Consider the following 1,584-nt stretch of genomic DNA (forward strand, 5'->3'; position numbering starts at 1 on the left):
TGTAGTGTACTGAATAAGTTGACACTTCTTAATCCACTAAAAAAGATGGAAAAAGGAAAAAAGAAGTACAACTTGTACAGCGATTCAGATCGAATGTCTTATATTCGTGAGTATTTATCCAGTCCTGAGAGCAAGTATCAGTTTTGCAAGCGTATTGGAGTATGTTGCAAATTGCTTAATTATTGGCTTGTGAAGTACCAAATCGAAGATAAAGTTATGAAGTCCTGTGAAAAAACTACAGAAAGTGGTGTAATATCTGCTGCTATGGCAGAATTACAAAAAGAACTCTCCTTGTTGCGTGCTGAGAACCGTAAACTTCAGTGTGCACTTGCGGATGAGAGTTTGCGTCATGAAGCCTGCGAGGAACTGATAAATTTGGCTGAGTCCACCTATCACATCAAGGTACGAAAAAACTCCGATGCCAAGTAATCGACACCTTGTCACAGAGGCACTTAATCAATCATAAGCGTGGTTGTATTAAGTTCCTCTGTGATTACTTCGGCATAACCAGGCAAGGTTATTACAAACATGTCAATAGAGAAGTGGATCTTGACATTCTTACTACCAGCATTGTTCTTTACTGCAATGAACTGGTTAAGATAATGCCTAAAGCTGGCATGCGTGAACTATACGCCTGCTGCGTGCGTAAGTTCCAAGAAAAACTGGTTATAGGTCGTGACCGATGCTATGCCATTTTTCGAGCTAACGGCTTGTCTCAACGCAAAAGCCGCAAACGTCCCAGGACAACGAACTCTAACCACAATTATTATATCTATCCGGATCTACTAAATGTAACTCCTAAATTCGTAGCTAAAGAGTTCGGTGTAATGGTAGTGGCGGATATCACTTATGTAGCTACCTATAGTGGATGGGCTTATCTTTCATTACTTACTGATGCAGCTAGTCGTGCTATCGTAGGATATGCCTTTAGTAAGACGTTAGAGACGGAAGGCCCTCTGGAAGCTCTGGATATGGCTATAGACTTCTACAAAAGTAATAACATAGACATGAGTACCTTAATTCATCACTCTGATAGGGGAGTTCAATATTGCTCCAATAAATATGTGGAGAAGCTAAAATGGAATCATATTAATATAAGTATGACCCAATGTGGTGACCCTTTACATAATGCACTGGCTGAGAGGATGAATAACACCATTAAAAATGGTTGGCTGTTCGATTGCGGTGACCAGGACTTCGAACGGGTGTACAAGCGTATCAAGCAAGCTGTATATACTTATAATCACGTAAGACCACATCAGGGGATAGGAATGAAGACACCCATGGATATGGTCAGGAGTATTCATAGAACAGTCATGTAATTAACGCTCGTCGGGACGGGTGGTCCCGCCCCTTGCCGCCGGGCGTTCCCCGACCGATGAGTTATTTTTATGAGACAAGGGATTTCTTCAACAAAGTATTTGGGGTATTGCCGGAAGATGCATATTTTTGCAAACACTTACAAATGACAACTTATATAGGAAGAACAACCTTGGAAGTAAACAATTTTAGGAATTAAATTATAGTGAGTAAACTTATTAAGTCATAACAACCGAAGTTGTCAACTAAAACCAGTACACATCA

Annotated in this window: 2 protein-coding genes; both read left to right on the forward strand. The window is 40.4% G+C overall.

The window, feature by feature from the left end:
- On the forward strand, positions 1-429 hold a 429-nt coding region (locus BUC01_RS24780; RefSeq protein WP_243462812.1), incomplete at its 5' end, for a hypothetical protein.
- An 8-nt stretch (positions 430-437) separates the two neighbouring features.
- Entirely contained in the window at positions 438-1,322 is an 885-nt protein-coding gene (locus BUC01_RS24785) for an IS3 family transposase (RefSeq protein WP_025836118.1), read from the forward strand.
- The last annotated feature ends 262 nt before the right edge of the window (positions 1,323-1,584 follow it).

This window comes from Bacteroides stercorirosoris (assembly GCF_900142015.1).
GTDB classification, from domain to species: Bacteria; Bacteroidota; Bacteroidia; order Bacteroidales; family Bacteroidaceae; genus Bacteroides; species Bacteroides stercorirosoris.